Genomic DNA, 17,113 nt, shown 5'->3' on the forward strand with positions numbered 1-17,113 from the left:
CCGAGCGGAACACACCGGCGAACGACTTGGTGATCCAGACGCATGATGCGTCGCATCGTCTTTGTAGGCTGCAGATCTTGGTTCGCACCCCTACCGGCTGCGAGCCCCACTCGCCGGTGTCGACGCGTCGTTTGGCTTGGACGCCATCCGCAGGACGCGACGGGATCGTTCAGACAACTCGCGTTTTCGCCGGTCGGCGATCAGCCGATCTTGCGGATCGATCGTCTCGAGTGTCTGGGCAAGTGCGAACGCTCCGGCGGCCTGCCAATAACACTTCGATTCGAGGTCGCCACTGGCGGCGCGTTTGCCAAACCCTTCCCAGGTCTCGGCCAACCAGAACAGGTCCGCGACGGAGAACTGAACACCTGTCGCGTCCAATTGGTTCACGGTTTCACTGAAGTGGAACAATGCCGCTTTGCCGAGCGTCTTGTCCGCATCGAGTTGTCGTGCTTGCAAATAGACCGAGCGCAGGAACTCAGAGAGCTGTGCCGGAGGCTGACGCATCCGCTCGGTGAAGTTCACCGGCTGCGGAACGGCATCCGGCACGCCGCCACGTGCTCTGTCCCCGGAGGCTTGGGGTCTGTCCCCGGAGGTTTGGGGTCTGTCCCCGGAGGTTTGGGGTCTGTCCCCGGAGGTTTGGGGTCTGTCCCCGGAGGTTTGGGGTCTGTCCCCGGAGGTTTGGGGTCTGTCCCCGGAGGTTTGGGGTCTGTCCCCGGAGGCTTGGGGTCTGTCCCCGGAGGTTTGGGGTGGCGCGGAAACCGTTGGATTGGCGGGTGGGATCGGCATCGGGCCGCCGCGTTTGACGGGCTTGGTGATCCCGTTGGCTGCAAGCAATCGGATCCCCAAGCGATCGCGATAGACGAACCCGATCGCGGTCGCCATCAACAGGAATCCCGCCGCAACCATGACGAAATTTGCGGTGAAGCTGGAACGGCGGTCTCGGCCATCGAGTAGGACCGAACGACCTGGGGCCGTTTGAGGCTTGCTGCCGCGAGACCGCTCCTCGGTGTCGTTCACCTTTGTGACGTCACCGGCCACCACTCGGGTTCCGGTGCGATCGATCGCCAACGGCTGGAATGGCATCAAATCGGTGCAAAATGCCGAGTCCAACGCATCGACGTTCTCTTGCATAACAAACACGAATCCACATTGGCACTCCGCCGTCTGCCCCATGTCCGCTCGCGTGATGGAATATTCTCGCTTGCATCCGGGGCACGAAACCACGGCCACATCAACTGCCACCGCCTCCGCCGTCGAGTCTTCCAACTGTTCTTGCCGTTGCGGCGTCTCCTCAGACGGCTGCGTCTCGGATGCGTCGGCTTCTGGCGGATGGACCGACACTTCGCCGGCCTCTGGAACCTGTAGCCGATACAGATCAGGAAACGCCACGATCTGCAGTTCGACGGCACTAGCGTCGTTGGGTTCCGGCAGTGAATCGGCTTCGGCGTCCATCGAGTCGGATGTATCGATCACCGGGACCTGCAGTTGATACAGATCGGGAAACGCCACGATTGGCAGTTCGATCGCACGTGTGTCGATGGATTCCGCCAGTGAAACGGCTTCGGCGTCCATCGAGTCGGATGCATCGATCACCGGGACCTGCAGTTGATACAGATCGGGAAACGCCACAATCGGCAGCTCGATCGCACTTGTGTCGATGGATTCTGGCAGTGAAGCGGCTTCGGCGTCCATCGAGTCGGATGCATCGATCACCGGGACCTGCAGCTGATACAGATCGGGAAACGCCACGATGGGCAGTTCGATTGCACGTGTGTCGATAGATTCGGGCAGTGAATCGGCTTCGGCGTCTATCGAGTCGGATGCACCGATCACCGGGGCCTGCAGCTGATACAGATCGGGAAATGCCACAATCGGCAATTCGATGGCACTTGCGTCGTTGGATTCCGGCAGTGAATCGGCTTCGGCGTCCATCGAGTCTGATGAAACGATCACCGGGACCTGCAGTTGATACAGATCGGGAAATGCCACAATCGGCAGATTGACGGCACTTGCGTCATTGAATTCCGGCAGTGAAGCGGCTTCCGTGTCGATCGAGTCGGATGCATCGATCACTGGGACCTGCAGCTGGAACAGATCGGGAAACGCGACGATCGGCAGCGGGACCGTGGTTTCGGGAGCCTCGTCGACTCGCGGATCGGAATCAAGGGCCGCCGGTTCGGGCGAAGCTGACCGGTCGCTTTGCCCCACCGAGACTTCCGTGAGGATTGCCGTCGGGACTTTGACAACTGCCCCGCAACGGCACGGTAATTCCACGCCGGCGCCCGATCGATCGACGACGTATTTGCTGCCACACTCGGCACACTCTGTCGGAATCTCGGTGACCACCGACAGGTCCGTTGCGATCAACGTCGCGTCGCACTGACAACGCAGGGTCGGTGTCCCGGGCGGCAGCGCAGATAGATCGAGTGAAAACGCATTCGCACCGGGGGGCGCAGCGACGAGCGACGCTTCGGTGAAAGCGAGCGTCGTACGGCAGGCTGGGCATTGGCCCGACAGCGTCATCGCGGGGCTTTGATAGCAAGACGGCTAGGCGAAGTGGATCGCCGAGTCTAGCAATCTGGCGCGGTACAGCCCAAGATTGGTTTGCGATTCTGGGGGCCAAATCATCGCGCAAACCGAAAGTTTCACCCGTCGGCGGTAGTGAGCTAAAGCTCAAACGCCTCGTCATCGAGGTCTTCCGGCTCTTCGTCATACGGATCGTCTTCATCGTCACCGGATCGCCGCATCAGTGCCTCGGGCGGATCGGAGCCGTCGTCGGGAAACCAGCGAATCGTTTCTCGCGGCGGATCGGAAAGACTTTCTTCGCATTCGATCGCGTTCCAGCTCAGGTCGCCGGGCCCATCGGCGACATCACCGTCTTCGAATTCCTCATCGGTGCTCATCAAATACAGCGACGCGTTGCGTAAGAACCTTTCGACTTCGGCCGGTTCATAGCGATCGGTATCGTAGACGGCTTCCATGTCGGGCATGTCCAACTGCCCCATGCCGACGGTGTCCATCAACGCCCAGGATTCATCGACGCGAAACAGTCGCACATTGGTCCACATATCCAGGGGCGGCAATTCGTAGTTCCAGGCGTAGTTCAGCCCTTGTCGCAGCCCATTTTGATCCCGCAGGACTTCGCCGCCCGGATTGAAATAGCAAATCGCCTGGGGCAGTTCCAGGAGCGCCGAAACGGCCTTGGTCAAGAATCGCAGCTCTTCGATCGGATCGTAGTCATCGGGAATCAGCACCACGTCTTCAGAATCGTCGTCCTCCGGCTCCGATTCATCTGCCCCCAAGACGTAGCTGATCAACAGACGAATGTGCGAGGTGTGTTGCTGGGGAACATCTTCACCGTCCTCCCACCCCCAGGACTGTTCCGCGGCCCGCTCCAGACAGCCGGGGAACGCGAGCGGCCCGAACTGACCCAGGGACCAAGCGACAAACACATCGGGAGAGGTTTCCGGATCTCCCATCTGGTCCGGCCACTTTTCCGTCGAGGGAGTGACCAGCAGGTGGCCTCCCACCTCGGGCCGAAAACTCATCACCAGCGTTTCCGGGGACGCACCATCGACGGCCGATTCCTGGACACCAATCATGTCAAACGCCGAGAGTTTGTCCTGCAGCTCCGCCAAAGCGACGGGGCTTCGCAGCAACACGCACATCCCTTGAGTGAACAAACCCTTTGCCATGATCGCCTGTAATTACTCTTCTGCCACAATGAAAAATCGGCGACAGTGTGGGTCGCCGAGGGGTGATTCTTACCGCATCAAGCCGCATTCGACGAGTCCAAAGGATCGCCGATCGCTAAGCAGTGCGAGAAAAAGACGTCTCGCGGGCAATCGTAAGCCATTGTACCCCAGCGGCGGGATGTAGGCCGGTGTCGGGGCGGCAAGTGGTTCCAGTCCGATCATCCGTGAGAGTGTCCGCAAGCACCCGAGCATCCGGCCCACTCCGCGAAGCACGCTCTCGGGGGCAATCTGCGATGGGTTTGGGGGATTGCGACAGCGCGGCGAAGCATTTTTTGCGGTAAAGGGCGCGCGCCGATGACCGCTCGGTCATCACCCATGACGAGACCCGGAAGCTGGCGCGAACCGGCTGATCTCAAACGATGATCAGACGTTTAACGTGAGCCTACCGGGCCCCCTGACTCCAGTGAATACCTGCAGCGCAGGCGGGGTGCCTACAAGCCCAGATCGCCGAACAGCGGAGTGCTCAGGTAGCGTTCTCCCAAGCTGCACATGATCGTGACGATCCGCTTGCCTTTCATTTCCGGACGTGCGGCGACTTGGGCGGCGGCCCACATGTTGGCCCCGCTGCTGATTCCGCCGACGATGCCTTCTTCTTTGGCCAGTCGTCGGCCCCAGGCGAACGCGTCTTCGTCATCGACCTGGACCACGTCATCGATGATGCTGGTGTCCAGATTTTTGGGGATGAACCCGGCACCGATGCCTTGGATCCGGTGTTTCCCCGGTGATCCGCCGCTGATGACCGGCGAATGAACCGGTTCGACGGCGATCGCTTTGAAGTCGGGGTTTTTCTGTTTCAGGTAGCGTGCGACACCGGTGATCGTTCCGCCGGTGCCGACGCCGGCCACGATCGCGTCGATTTGGTGGCCGCTGTCTTCCCAGATCTCCGGCCCCGTGGTCGCTTCGTGAATCGCCGGGTTGGCGGGGTTCTCGAATTGTTGCGGCATGAAGGCGGTTTCGTCTTGGGAAACCAATTCGGCGGCTTTGTTGATCGCGCCCTTCATCCCATCTCCGGCGGGCGTCAGCACCAGGTTGGCACCCATCGCGCGGAGCAGCGCGCGGCGTTCGACCGACATCGACTCGGGCATCGTCAACGTCAGTCTGTAGCCCTTTGCGGCACAGACGAACGCCAGCGCGATCCCGGTGTTGCCGCTGGTCGGTTCGATCACATGGGTTTCCGGCGTGATCGTGCCGTCCTTTTCGCCGGCTTCGATCATCGCAACGCCGATCCGATCCTTGACGCTGTTGAGCGGCTGAAAGAATTCGCACTTTGCGAACACACTCGCGCCACCCTCGGGCACCAAGCGATTCACTTGGATCATCGGGGTATCGCCGATGGCTTTGGTCGCGTTTGAGTAAGTCTTTCCACGTGGCATGTTCATTCCTCCCTGGAACAACCGTTGAATGATGACATCGTCTGTAAACGTTTCAGCCCACGACCCAGGTGTCCCCGGCGTGGAATAGCTTTTCTAGATCACCTTCGCCGCGGGTCTGCTTGGCGAGGTCGACTTGTGCGTTGATCTGTTCGTCGTAGGTCGAGACATTGTCGACGTCACGCAAAATGCCGATCGGCTCGGGCATTTCAGGATAACGCATTCTCGCCAGCATCATTTGAATCGACGGGTTGGGATCTTTTTCGTCGTGGATCAGCAGGTCATCATCGGGGACATCGTTGCGGTTGACGATCTCCAGATGGGTTCCGACCAGTCGGATCGCTTTCTCGTTGTCTTTGCCAAACACCAGCGGCTTGCCGTGTTCGAGTTCGACGACGTTGTCGGCACGCTGTTTCTTTTCTTGGGCGTAGGCCATCGCACCGTCGTTGAACACGTTGCAGTTCTGGTACACCTCGACCAGCGAGGTCCCCTTGTGCTGCGAGGCGCGCTTGAGCACTTCGCCGAGATGCTTGACGTGGGCGTCCAACGACCGAGCCACGAAAGTCGCTTCGGCGGCCAACGCAACCGATAGCGGGCTGAGCGGATGATCGATCGATCCCATCGGCGTGCTCTTGGTGACCTGGCCTTCCGTGCTGGTCGGGCTGTATTGGCCCTTGGTCAACCCGTAGATCCGGTTGTTAAACAGGACGATGTTGATGTCCAAATTACGGCGCAGCACATGGATGAAGTGGTTGCCGCCGATCGACAGCGCGTCGCCGTCACCGGTGATCACCCAAACCATCAGATCCGGACGCGTCGATTTTAATCCCGTTGCAAACGTCGGCGCTCGGCCGTGGATGCTGTGCATCCCATAGGTGTTCATGTAGTACGGGAAACGACTGCTGCAGCCGATGCCGCTGATGAAAACGATCTTTTCGCGCGGCACGCCCAGTTCCGGCAGAACCTTTTTCATCTGCGCCAGAATCGAATAGTCGCCACATCCGGGGCACCATCGAACGTCTTGGTCAGAAGCAAAATCAGCGGCTTTGAGAACAGGCAGGGACATGGCGGAAATATGGGGAATCGTTTTGTGTTTTAAATGGATGCTTCGGCGTTTGGTCGCCTCGCTCGACGCTGCGAGCAAGGCAACGGTGTTGCCGACGAAACGGCCGCGGCGGGTCTAGACCGTGACGATCTAGACAGCGACAGCGGCTGGCACGAGGGCTTCAATTTGCTCAATCAGTTCGCTGACCGCGAACGGCTTGCCTTGGACCTTGTTGTAGCCAATGCAATCGACCAGGTAGGCCGAACGTAACAACATGCGGAGTTGACCCATGTTCAATTCCGGCACCAGCACCCGATCAAATGATTTGAGCAGGTCGCCGAGATTTCGCGGCATCGGATTGAGGTATCGCAGGTGCGCGTGGCTGACGCGGTGCCCGGCTTCCTGGCAACGGCGGACCGCGGTCAGGCAGGCGCCGTAGGTGCCGCCCCATGACACGACCAACAGATCTCCGCTGGTTTCGCCATAGACCTCTTGTTCGGGGATCCGATCGGCGATCTTGGCAACCTTGGCCGCGCGCGTTTCGGTCATCAATTGGTGATTGGCAGGGTCGTAACTGACGTTGCCCGTTTGATGTTCTTTTTCCAAACCGCCGACCCGATGCATCAGGCCCTCGGTCCCGGGAATCGCCCAGGGCCGGCCCATGTTTTCATCGCGCAGGTACGGCAAGAAGGGCTCGCCGTCGTTGCTATCGACCGGATGCTGGATTTCAATTTGCGGCAACGAATCCAAGGTCGGGATTTTCCACGGTTCGCTGCCGTTGGCGATGTAACCGTCCGAGAGCAGCATGACCGGAACCATGCACTCGGTGGCAATCCGCCAAGCTTCGATCGCCATGTCAAAGCAGTCGGCCGGGGACCGCGGTGCGATCACGGGAATCGGAGACTCGCCGTTGCGGCCGAACATCGCTTGCAGCAAATCACTTTGCTCGGTCTTGGTCGGCAATCCGGTGCTCGGGCCGCCGCGTTGGACGTTGACGACGACCATCGGCAGTTCCAGCATCATCCCCAAGCCCATCGCTTCGGCTTTGAGCGCGATTCCGGGGCCGCTGCTGGCGGTGACCGCCATCGTGCCCCCGAACGCTGCCCCGATCGTGGCGCACATCGCGGAGATTTCGTCTTCGGCTTGGAACGTGCGAACGCCAAAATTCTTGTGCTTGGTCAGTTCATGCAGAATGTCGCTGGCCGGCGTGATCGGGTACGTGCCGTAGAACAAATCTTTCTTGCTCAGCTTGCTGGCCGCCACCAAGCCCCACGCCAAGGCCTGGTTGCCCATGATGTTGCGGTAGGTGCCCGGGGTAAGCTCGGCCGCTTCGACTTGATAGCTTTCGCCGAACGCTTCGGTGGTTTCACCGAACGCCCAACCGGCCCGCAGCGCCGCGACGTTGGCTGAAGCGACATCCGGTTTCTTGCCGAACTTGTTGTCGATGAAACGCAGCGTCGGGTCGAGCGATCGGCCGAACAGCCAGTACACCAGGCCCATGGCAAAAAAGTTCTTGCAGCGGTCCGCAATTTTGGGGCTCAGACCGTGCTCGGAAACCGCGGTGCGGGTCAACTGGGTCATCGGCACCTTGATCAGCCGATAACTGTCGTTGATCACCGTTGCCTCCAACGGATTGGCATCGACCTTGGCCAGTTTGAAATCCTTGTCGGTGAATCCGTCTTCGTTGGCGATCAGGATGCCGCCTTTGCGAAGATCCTGGATATTGGTCACCAAGGCGGCCGGGTTCATCACCACCAGCGCATCGAGCGTATCGCCGGGCGTGAAGATTTCCTCTTTGGCAAACTGGACCTGGAAACCGCTGACCCCGGCTCGAGTCCCCCGCGGGGCGCGGATTTCGGCCGGGAAATCCGGGAACGTGGCCACGTCGTTGCCAGCCAAGGCACTGGTATTGGTCAGCTGGGTCCCCAATAACTGCATCCCGTCGCCCGAATCTCCGGCCAGTCGCACGGTGATTCCTGAGACGGATTTGACATGTTTTGTAGTCGTCATGAACTGAATCTTTCGCGTCGTCTAGTGGCCTCGCCGGGGCATCTGGCGGCGTTGCCGAGGTTTCTACCGCGCCATCGCTGCGGCAATCCGTTTCTGGGCCTCAAGTTGTAGCGACCAACGGACTGTAGGGGTTGTATCGAGTGTTCCAATTCGGAAACTTCGTCAAATTCTATAATTCGGCCATCAAAACGTAATGACCGGGAGTGTTGAAACAGGCATTTTGCGCAAGAAACGCCCGGACCAACGTGTTTTCGCCTTGCAAATCGGGTGTTTTCTTGCGGTTAGACCGCGACACGATGTCCCGGGGCGTACCGCACTTCCATCATTTCGATCTTCTGACGGGTTGCCTGTAGTACCTCAAAGGCGGCGTCACCGATTTGGAAGGTCGCCCCGGCTTCGGGGATTTCCCCCAGGTTGCTGAGCACCATTCCGGCGACCGTTTCATAGTCGTCGCTCTCGGGCAGCTCCCAATGCAGCCGGTCGTTCAGGTCATCGATCATCACGCGACCACTGACGATGACCGTGGACTCGTTGATGATTTCGAACCGCGTTTCCTCGTCTTCGTCGGATTCGTCGACGATTTCACCGACGATTTCCTCCAAGGCGTCCTCGATGGTCACCACCCCGGCGGTCTGTTGGAACTCGTCCAAGACGATCGCCATGTGGGATCGGCTATGCAAAAACTCTCGCAACAGCGATTCGACGCTGCGATCAACGGGCACCGTCCAGGCGTGCCGCATGATCTCTCCGAGCGGTCGCGAGGGGGTTTTTCCGTCGGCGATCTCCGGCAGCAGGTCTTTGACGTACAGCACCCCGACGACCTTGTCCAAGGTCCCGTCGTACACCGGCAAACGGGTTCGCCCCGATTCAATCACCTGCTGCATCACCGCCGGCCAGGTGTCGCCCAGTTCGACCGCATCGATGTCTCCACGCACGGTCATGATGTGACCGACGGTGTCGTCGCTCAGGTCCATCACGTTTTGAATCATCTCGCGAATGCCGGGCCCGAAGATGCCTTTGTTCGTCCCCGCGGCAATGATCGTACGAATTTCGTCTTCGAGTAACTCTTCGGACTCGTCTTCGTTTTCGTCCTGACCCGACAACCGGCGGGTCAGCGCCGCGATCACTTCACCGGGAATGGAAAACGGGTTCATGACCGACGTCAACGTGCGCCAGAACGGCCAGGTGTGATAGAGCACCGGCGCCGATGCAAATCGGGTGACCGCCGCCGGTAGCCAAGCGTGGACGAACATCATCGAGATCGTCGCCAAGACGACCCACGCGACCAGCGAGCCGAGCATGTTGGTCAAAGCCAGCGAGCCGGTGCCCTGTTTGGAAATGATCAAGGCAGCCGTGCCCGCGATCAGAAACAACACCGTTCCGATCATCCGCAAGTATTCGCTGCCGCGAATCGCTGCGTCCTGATGTTCCAGCACGCTGCTGAATCGTTCTCGGCGTTTCTTGACGCGGCAGAACGCTTCTAACGATCGCCCCGCGAAACAGTCCAGTAACTCCGCACCCAGTCCACCGATGCTGCTGACCAGGAATCCGGCGGCGGAAACCATCAGGTAAGGCCACGCATTATCCACGCTGGTCGCCCTCCGCCACAGCCGGCACCTGGATCCCCAGATGCGCCAGCACCTCACGTTCGGCGTCTCGCATCAGCGCCCGCTCGTCGGCTTGGTGATCATCCATGCCACCGATATGCAACACACCATGAATCACGTACAGCAACACTTCGTTGGCAACTTCCCAGCCCGCCTCCGCTGCGTTCTCTTGAGCGGTCTCGACGCTGGCGACCAATTCGCCCTCGATGTGATTGGGATCGTCCGAATAGGGAAAACTGATCACGTCGGTCGGGTAATCGTGCGACAGATGACGGACATTGATTTCGTGGATCGTCACGTCGTCGGTGATCCGCACGCCGATTTGGCCGCGTTGAAATCCACGCACCGCCGCTGCCGCTTGTACCGCTTCGGCAATCCGATCATCGCTCAATCCCAGACGATCCTGCCAGGCTTCCACCGTGACATCCCACAAGACATCCACGGCGACGCCAGCACCATCGGTTGCACTGTCGGTCGCGCCGTCGCGGGGGGCACTGCTGTCGTCTTGATCGGTCGGAACCTTGCGAACGTTCGCACCGAAAGGCTCAGGCTCCTCGAGATCGGGAGAAGCCGACTGAGACTTCGAATCGGTCTCAGGCGGGCTGTTGGCTTGGGTATTTGACACGTGCGTGATAGATAGCGGTAAGGGACTTCACCAAACTCTTTCGAACAAGATTCAATTGCTGGAACGTCAACCCGCACTCGTCGAATTGACCGTCCGCCATTTTCTTTTGCGCGATCTGATCGACCAGGTTCTGAATCCGCGCCGGCGTCGGATCGACTAGCGTACGACTGGCACTTTCGACGGTATCGGCCAGCATCATCACGGCCGCTTCCAAGGTCTGGGGCTTCGGCCCAGGATAGCGGAAATCCTTGTCGCTGACCTGTTTTTCGTTTGGATTGTCTTCACTTCGTTTGGCCGCTTCGTTAAAAAAGTATTCGACCAGCGTGGTGCCGTGGTGCTGCATGATCAAGTCGATCAGCGGTTGGGGCAGGTGGTGGTTTCGCGCCAAATCCGCTCCGTCTTTGACGTGCGCGATGATCACCAACGTGCTCATCGCCGGTTGCAGCGAATCGTGTTGGTTGACGCCACTTTGATTTTCGATGAAGTATTCCGGCTTGAACATCTTGCCGATGTCATGGAAGTACGCTCCGACGCGGACCAGCAATCCGTTGGCTCCGATCGCATCGGCGGCGGCTTCGGCGATCGACGCGACGTTGATACTGTGATTGTACGTTCCGGGCGCACGCTGTGCCAAACGACGCAGCAACGGGTGACTGGCGTCACTCAAGCTCAACAGGCTGAGATCGGTTTGGACCCCGAACGCTTTTTCGATCAACGGCAAAATCGGCGTCAACGCCGCTGCCGAAATCACGATGAACGCCCCGGCACGCAAACCCTCTTGTGCCAAACCGGCCAGCACTTCCAGAAAGCTCACGGTGGTCGGCGCGAGACGTTCCACGCCAGTCGGGATTGTCGTCGTATCGCCGGTCACGATCCCCACCCCGACCACGGTCAGGAACGTGACCGCCGCGGAGACGCCGCCGACAAACAGCAAATGGCTTTGGGTGCGGATCCGTCCGGTCAGCAGCGTCGATGTCGTGACCGCCGCGGCCAACATCACCAAATGGCTGAGCCCTTCGTTCAAGAACAACGTCACGCTGATGATCGCCGCCGACATCAGCAATAGCGACAGATCGCGACCGTACACAATTGCGGTGATGATCGAGGCGATGACCAGCGGGGCAAGTTCGCTGCGATACTTGTCGCTGGCAACCCAGTAACTGATGCCGATCGTGCACACGAACAAAAACAGCAACTTGGAAAGCTTGACGCGGTCAAACACCAACGAGCGATCGTCGACAAACAGGATGTAAGATCCGCACAACAAATACAGTGCCGCGATCATTCCGCCGTACGCAGCCACCCGGGCGATTCGGTCGATCGCGCCGCGGTAGTTGGTCCATTGGCGATGCTCCATGTGCAACAAACGCAATTCGTGCTCGTCGAGCGGCTCACCCGCGTCGGCGAGTTCCGATTGCCCGGCGTAGAACTTCTTCATCACCGGCGGGACGCTAGCGGCGATCTCCGCCCGCGCCTTGCCACTGGCTTCGTCGTCATAGGACAACGTCTCATATTCCGGCAACCGCTTGTCGATCCAATGGCTGACCATCTGAGCGACCAGGCGGTGTTGGTCGGTTTCGACCTGACCGCCGAATTGCGAGCGAAACTCTTCGGCCAACATCGATTCGATTTTGGGCTTCATCAACGCGATCTGGACGTCGTCGACGGTGACTTCGACGGCATCGGACGGCTCGGTCGAGTAGACGCGGATGAATCGCTGGCTGCCCTGTTCGGCCTGGTGCTTGATCGATTGCAACAAACCGTTGTCGAACTCGTCTTTCTGCAAGTTCTTGATCGCGGTGTCCAGTTTTTCCAGTTCGGGATCACTGGCGAACACCGCCTTCATCGCGAGGAACTGTTGATCGGCCGAGGGCTGGTCGGTGGTCGCCGATTCGGGCGTGACCGCCACGGTTGCGACGAACTCCTCAAACGCCTTTCGCTCCTCGTCATTCATTTCCTTGAGTGACTGAGCATCCAGAATCACGAACAAGCGATTTTTCAAACGTGCCCGCAGTTGCTCCAGCGGCGCTTTCCAGTTCCGGTAGTAGACCGGAACCTCGCGTACCTTTTGAAGCCGCAGTGCTTCGGTCTCGATCTGGTTTTCGACCTCAAAATTCACCCGCGCGATGATGTCGCGGACCGGGATCATACCCGTGCGATAGGCGAATCGGGGTTCCCAAGTTCGGCAAACGACCAGTAGCGCGATCGCCGCGGACAGACCGATCAGAATCCGGACGGCCCAATCGGCTTTGTCGCTATCGATCCACCATTGAACCATCTTCGGCTTGGGGATCCCCAGCGATTCAATGCGTTCCTGCCGCGTTCGCGTCTTTGTTTGGCCGTTCATGTCTGCGGATCCGATTCCTCGGGTGGGCTACCGATCCAACGTTTCCTCGCCACCGCTACGCCCGGACAGTTCGCCTCCGATCACCCGGACGCCGCTGCGCCGCGGACGAGTCGAAGCTCCGGTATTCTCAGTCTCTTCGTAGGCTTCGACGATGCGTTGTACCAATCGATGCCGGACAATGTCTTCGCCGGTCAATCGAATCATGCCGATCGCCTTGATCCGATGGAGTCGACGGATAGCGTCTTTCAATCCGCTCGTCACCCCACGCGGTAGATCGAGCTGCGTGGCGTCACCGCTGACCACCATCTTGCTGCGTTCCCCCATCCGCGTGAGAAACATTTTCATTTGTGCGATCGTCGTGTTTTGAGCTTCGTCCAAGATGATGAAGGCATCGTTGAGTGTCCGCCCCCGCATGTAGGCCAGTGGAATCACTTCGATGACTTCCTGCTCCATTAACTCACGCGCTTGGTCATAGTCAACCATTTCACCGAGTGCGTCCAACAGTGGCCGCAGATAAGGGTTCAGTTTCGCGCGCAAGTCGCCGGGCAGAAAACCCAGGCTTTCGCCGGCTTCCACGGCGGGACGGACGAGGACGATCTTGCGAATCTGGCCGGCTTTGAGAGCCTCCACCGCGGTCGCCACCGCTAAATACGTCTTTCCACAGCCGGCCGGCCCGGTCGCGAAGGTCAGGTCGTACTCGCGAATCGCATCGACGTATTTGGCTTGCCCCTCGGTTCGCGGGCGGATTCTGCGGCCGGCATGTTGGATCGCGATGTCTTCGCCACCGGACACCTTCAGTTTGGCGCCGGGCTCGACCTTGGCACCCTCTTCGACCGCAGCCGTCTCCACGTCCTCGCCGCCGATCGCACCCTGTTTTTGAACTTTGTGCAGCAGCTTTTCCAAGGTACGCATCGCCCCGGAGACGCCCTCGCCCTCGCCGGCGATTCGAACTCGTCCGTTTCGATGCGTGATCGTGACATCGAATAACTGCCGCAGCTTTCGTAAATGTTGGTCTCGGGGACCGAAAAGCTGCAACAACTCGTCGGGCGCCGTGACCGTTAATGTGGCTTCAGTCATTCGGTTTAGGCCGACCTCTCGGCCATCAATTTGGGATGATCCCGTCGAACCGTTCCTGTCGAGCGGCCGCTGTCCGGGATCACGAAGTAATCAATCAATCGTATCGACTTCACCAGAAGAAGACACCGCATTATGGGCCACCAACACCGGTGGCGAAGCAGAAAAATGCCGGCACGCTCGCTGCAAGCAACGAGTCGGTCACGTCCCATACCCCCCCCAATCCGGGCAGCAGGTTGCCGCTGTCCTTGACGCCGGAATCCCGTTTAAACAGGGATTCAGCCAGGTCTCCCACCATGCCCGAGATCGCCAGGGCCGGTCCCAGCACGATCGCCCCGACCCAGGATGGGGCCAAAAGTGCGGATAAACCAGTTTTAACGGCGGTCTCGTTCATCACCGTCGTAGTGTCCGCCGGGCGTGCCAATAATGCCGGAAACAAATACGCCAGCGCGAAATAGGCGACAACCGTCGACGCCAAAATGCCTCCGATCGCGCCCTCGATCGTTTTTCCAGGTGACAGCCGCGGGATCAACTTGTGTCGCCCCAGCGCCCGGCCCGAAAAATACGCTCCCGCGTCGGCCACTTTGGTGACCAGGATCGTCGTCACCAAGGCGGCGAGTCCGAAACGGCCCGCCGTCGTCTCGGCGTGCAGGCCACGGAGTGCGATCAGCATCGCCATCGGCACTCCGACATACATCGAAACGAAAATCGCCGCCGAGGTTCGCCGGATCGCGTCGCCGCGGGTTTCGTTGCCGGCTTTTCCATACGCTCGCATCTCGGCGATCAAGCTCAGAAACACCGCTGCGGCCGCCGCCAGCACGATCCACCCCAGCCGCCCGACGGGGCAGTTTTTGGGATAGTCATCCGCGCTCAGCACCCACAGAAACGGAACCGCCGCCGAGCATGCGACCAGCGTGGCACCGACCACCGCGACCGTCCGCCGGACCGGTTGGCCGCCCGCAGCGAGCATCACTGCGATTTCCCACGCCGTGCCGATCGCAAAAAACAGCAGCAGCGGCAACAGCCAGACGCCATCCGCACCCGGAATTCGGATCGAGTAGTCGAGCGACAATAAACCGAGAACGATTACAATCAAGATCGCGCTGGTTCTCAAACGATCACGCAGCATCAAGTCTCACCGAACGTTGATTCGACAGGTGTGTCAGAGAGCCCGCCGAAGCGTCGGTCCCTGCACCCGAAACTCTCCAGCGCCGCCGCGAATTCCTGGCGGCTGAAATCGGGCCAACAGGTTTCGGTGACCCACAACTCGGCATAGCTGAGTTGCCATAGCAAGAAATTGCTCACCCGCATCTCACCCCCGGTACGAATCATCAGATCGACATCCGGCAACCCCGCGGTGTAGAGCCTTTGTGTGATGGTTCCTTCGTCGATGGCGTCCACGTCCAACAGTCCGGCTTGGACGTCACGACAAATCGATCGTGTCGCCATCGCCAGCTCATCGCGTCCGCCATAGTCAATCGCCAGCACCAGTTGCGTGCCCGGGTTGTCCGCCGAAACCTCGATCGTTTTGTCCATCTCGACCAAGACGCTCGCGGGCAATCGATCGCGTCTGCCGATCACCTTCAGCCGCAATCCCTGCTTCATGATCAACTCGCGTTCCTCGACCAGGTATTGCTCGAGCAACTGCATCAGGAATTCGAGTTCCGCTTTGGGCCGTTTCCAGTTTTCACTGGAAAGACAATACAGGGTGACCGCTTCGATTCCGAGCTCGGTGCAGGTCTCGCTGACCATCCTGACCGAGTCGACGCCACGGCGATGCCCTTCGATGCGCGGCATGCCGCGCGATTGAGCCCAGCGACCGTTGCCGTCCATGATGATCGCAACATGATCGGGCAAGCGTGTGGGGGCCGCGTTGGGATCGACGTTGCGAGCAGCGTCGGTTTCCGGAGACTTTGAGTCAGGGATCTTTGCGTTCATCGATCGCTTAGGCTCCGATCGGCTGCAAATTCAACTCGTCGGATTGCTTCGTGAAAATGGTTTGAGCACGGTCGGGGCCGACCGACAACACGCCGACTGGAATTCCGACGAGGGCTTCGATTCGTCGCACATAGGCCAATGCGCCTTCCGGAAAATCCTCTTCGCGACGCACGTCATCGACCGGTTGTTTCCAACCCGGAATCGTTTCGTAGATCGGCTTGCAACGGCGAAGCTGGTCGGCATGGCCTGGGAATCGCGTGATCCGCTCGCCGTCCAGTTCATAGGCGACACAAATCTTGAGCTCATCCAAGTGTGCCAGCACGTCCATCATCATCAACGCCAATCGGGTCACGCCGCTCAGTCGTGCCGTGTAGCGAACCGCAACCGCATCGAACCATCCACAGCGTCGCGGACGCCCGGTCGTCGTTCCAAACTCATTGCCCAGCGTGCGGATTTTATCGCCCGTTTCGTCTTCCAGTTCGGTCACAAACGGTCCGCCACCGACGCGGGTGCTGTAGGCCTTGCAGACGCCCAGGACCGTGTTGATCCAGCGCGGCGGCACCCCGGCACCGGCACAGACGCCGACGCCGCTGCTGTTGCTGCTGGTGACAAACGGATAGGTGCCGTGATCGATATCCAGCAGCGCCCCTTGTGCTCCTTCAAACAGGATCCGTTTGTCCTGCTCGGCGGCATCCAGCAATGTATCGGTCGTGTCGGCGATCATCCCCTGCAGACGGTTCGCCCAGCGGGTCGCTTGAGCGATGACCTTGTCGGCGGCGATCGATTCGAGTTCCTCCTCGGACGCTCCCATGTTTCGCAGGATCGCCAGTTTCTGTTCGGCGACCGTTCGGATGCGTTCATCTCGACCGGGTTGGACCAGGTCGGTCATGCGGATCGCGTGGGTGCGTCCCACCTTGTCTCGGTAACACGGTCCGATGCCTCGGTTGGTCGTGCCGATCGACTCACCACGCAGTGCGGTCGCGTTGATCTGGCGGTCTTCGGCCATGTGCCAAGGCATGACCAGGTGGGCCCGCTCGCTGATTTGCAGATTTTCGTCGCAGTTGACTCCGCGGGGGGCAAGCCCCTCCATCTCGCCGATCATGGTCTCGGGGTTGATCACCACACCGGGGGTGATCAGATTTTGGACCCCACGATGCAGGATTCCGCTGGGAATATGGTGCAATTTGTAGACTTCATCGCCGACAACCACCGTGTGGCCGGCGTTTGCTCCGCCCTGATAGCGGACGACCAAATCAAATTGTGAAGCCAGCAAATCAACTAATTTGCCCTTCGCTTCATCACCCCACTGCAAACCAATGACGCAAGTTCCCGACACCAGAAT

Annotated in this window: 12 protein-coding genes; all 12 read right to left on the minus strand. The window is 59.6% G+C overall.

Features of this window, described 5'->3' with window-relative positions; genetic code table 11:
• Positions 1-90: 90 nt before the first annotated feature.
• The 12 genes from TBK1r_RS38140 to TBK1r_RS02150 all read right to left on the minus strand — a co-directional run bounded on the left by TBK1r_RS38140 (position 91) and on the right by TBK1r_RS02150 (position 17,107).
• Positions 91-2,523 (minus strand): dermokine domain-containing protein, encoded by a 2,433-nt coding sequence (locus TBK1r_RS38140; RefSeq protein ID WP_419580882.1) that lies wholly within the window; start codon positions 2,521-2,523, stop codon positions 91-93.
• Between the two features lie 143 nt (positions 2,524-2,666).
• The gene (locus tag TBK1r_RS02100; protein ID WP_145207308.1) at positions 2,667-3,695 is read right to left on the minus strand and encodes a DUF4261 domain-containing protein; all 1,029 of its coding nucleotides are present in this window, start codon (positions 3,693-3,695) and stop codon (positions 2,667-2,669) included.
• A 491-nt stretch (positions 3,696-4,186) separates the two neighbouring features.
• Positions 4,187-5,128, minus strand: a complete 942-nt coding sequence (cysK, locus tag TBK1r_RS02105) for a cysteine synthase A (protein WP_145207309.1) — start codon at positions 5,126-5,128, stop codon at positions 4,187-4,189.
• 52 nt (positions 5,129-5,180) lie between these two features.
• On the minus strand, positions 5,181-6,191 hold the full coding sequence (locus tag TBK1r_RS02110) for a 2-oxoacid:ferredoxin oxidoreductase subunit beta (RefSeq protein ID WP_145207310.1): 1,011 nt from the start codon (positions 6,189-6,191) through the stop codon (positions 5,181-5,183).
• A 129-nt stretch (positions 6,192-6,320) separates the two neighbouring features.
• Positions 6,321-8,180: a 2-oxoacid:acceptor oxidoreductase subunit alpha gene (locus TBK1r_RS02115; protein ID WP_145207311.1), complete on the minus strand. Its 1,860-nt coding sequence runs from the start codon at positions 8,178-8,180 to the stop codon at positions 6,321-6,323.
• Between the two features lie 281 nt (positions 8,181-8,461).
• Complete coding sequence (locus tag TBK1r_RS02120) at positions 8,462-9,769, minus strand: hemolysin family protein (protein WP_372897924.1); 1,308 nt, start codon at positions 9,767-9,769, stop codon at positions 8,462-8,464.
• The gene (gene ybeY / locus TBK1r_RS02125) at positions 9,762-10,412 is read right to left on the minus strand and encodes an rRNA maturation RNase YbeY (RefSeq protein ID WP_419580883.1); all 651 of its coding nucleotides are present in this window, start codon (positions 10,410-10,412) and stop codon (positions 9,762-9,764) included. Before ybeY ends, TBK1r_RS02120 begins: the two co-directional genes overlap by 8 nt.
• Positions 10,381-12,759, minus strand: a complete 2,379-nt coding sequence (locus tag TBK1r_RS02130; protein ID WP_145207312.1) for an HD family phosphohydrolase — start codon at positions 12,757-12,759, stop codon at positions 10,381-10,383. The genes ybeY and TBK1r_RS02130 overlap by 32 nt, the downstream gene beginning before the upstream one ends.
• Before the next feature lie 27 nt (positions 12,760-12,786).
• Positions 12,787-13,836: a PhoH family protein gene (locus TBK1r_RS02135; RefSeq protein ID WP_095738208.1), complete on the minus strand. Its 1,050-nt coding sequence runs from the start codon at positions 13,834-13,836 to the stop codon at positions 12,787-12,789.
• Positions 13,837-13,966: 130 nt separating this feature from the next.
• On the minus strand, positions 13,967-14,962 hold the full coding sequence (locus TBK1r_RS02140) for a phosphatidate cytidylyltransferase (protein WP_145207313.1): 996 nt from the start codon (positions 14,960-14,962) through the stop codon (positions 13,967-13,969).
• The gene (gene uppS, locus TBK1r_RS02145) at positions 14,962-15,771 is read right to left on the minus strand and encodes a polyprenyl diphosphate synthase (RefSeq protein ID WP_145207314.1); all 810 of its coding nucleotides are present in this window, start codon (positions 15,769-15,771) and stop codon (positions 14,962-14,964) included. The genes TBK1r_RS02140 and uppS overlap by 1 nt, the downstream gene beginning before the upstream one ends.
• Before the next feature lie 7 nt (positions 15,772-15,778).
• Entirely contained in the window at positions 15,779-17,107 is a 1,329-nt protein-coding gene (locus TBK1r_RS02150; RefSeq protein WP_419580884.1) for an adenylosuccinate synthase, read from the minus strand.
• Positions 17,108-17,113: the final 6 nt, after the last annotated feature.

Origin of the sequence: Stieleria magnilauensis, assembly GCA_007753675.1 — a bacterium.
Classification (GTDB): domain Bacteria; phylum Planctomycetota; class Planctomycetia; order Pirellulales; family Pirellulaceae; genus Stieleria; species Stieleria magnilauensis.